Below are 1159 nucleotides of genomic sequence, written 5' to 3'. Positions count from 1 at the left end.
AAACAGATCCTCGTCCTCAACGAAGACCCATTCTTTTCCGACTACACCGGCAAACGCCTGCAGCGCGACGGAAAAAACTTCGGGGGATACATTCGGGGGTGTTCTCATAATTCACGCGATGATCCATGAAACCAAAGGATTGGGTTGATTCGCCGATACGTCGTACTGATGCAGCACAACCGTACGGCGCGACTGGCTGCGTGCTTGTTCCGCAAGGCAATGCCAAACCTCGCGCGTGGTGAGTCCGGCGACAGCGCCACCTTGCTCACGCCAAAACGGCACGAGCGATTCCTGCCAAAGCCTCGTGAGTCCGTTCGTGACTTCAAGCCGCGCGCTGCCCTTTTTGGCATGCTCAATGGCGAAAGCCAGGCTTTGCGCTAATCGGCGGTCCGTCACGACAAAGCGAAYGTCAAACTGACTGGGGTCGAATGGTGTTCGTGCGATCTCTCGGGATGGCTTCGCGAGCACCGGTATCGCACCCAGCATGGCGAGTGTCGCGGCACTTGCAGTGGACACGAGCAACGTGCGTCGCCCAAATCTGAGATTGGTAATATGGGGGATCGACATGCTCACTCCCCGAAACCGTCGAGGAATGTAGCTGAACTCCGAACGTCGATTGAAAGGCTGAAATCGGCGTCGAGGATCGAGCCGGTGGTATCGCGCGTCGAGGCAGAGTTGACGGGGAAATTTTGGAAATCAGCGGACGCGAAGTGCTTGTCGCGTTCAGCCAACCGCTCACTGGTCGAGTGCCAGATGCTGCCCACAATGGTAACGGTCGCAACATCGCCTTTCAGGCTCGAACCCTGATGCATGTTTGTCTCCTTCGCGCGTTCTTGTTGTTTTGCCCGTGATGGGCTTCATATGCGCGGAACAAACATATACGATTCGTATCGTTTTGTTCAAGCTTACTTTTTCGGTACCGTCAGATGGCAACCTTCATCTGCCTACGGAGTCAGCCCACACAAGCCCTCCACACTCACCAAGCCAGACCCAAAGAGTTTTTTACATTGCTTCTTGAGTGGTCTGTTGGCTACGATCAGAAACGCCTCAGCTTGATTTCAGCAGGCAGCCGCCCCTGCCGCAGAGTGAGCACATGCAGCATTACGCTCCTGTTAAAACTAGTCATTTATTAAGTAATACTTTATGCAGGAGAAGTCTT

The 1159-nt window shown here is 54.2% G+C and carries 2 protein-coding genes; both read right to left on the bottom strand.

Going from position 1 to position 1159, the window contains the following annotated elements; all coding sequences use genetic code 11:
* Positions 1–111: 111 nt before the first annotated feature.
* Positions 112–567 carry a hypothetical protein gene (locus AC1DRJ_RS28750; RefSeq protein ID WP_477805121.1) on the bottom strand — a complete coding sequence of 152 codons (456 nt, stop codon included), beginning with the start codon at positions 565–567 and terminating at the stop codon, positions 112–114.
* A 2-nt stretch (positions 568–569) separates the two neighbouring features.
* Positions 570–812: a hypothetical protein gene (locus AC1DRJ_RS28745; protein ID WP_477805120.1), complete on the bottom strand. Its 243-nt coding sequence runs from the start codon at positions 810–812 to the stop codon at positions 570–572.
* Positions 813–1159: the final 347 nt, after the last annotated feature.

Source organism: Pseudomonas sp. P5_B2, from assembly GCF_056400445.1.
Note: the sequence above shows the minus strand (reverse complement) of the source record. Positions and strands in the feature narration are given on the sequence as shown.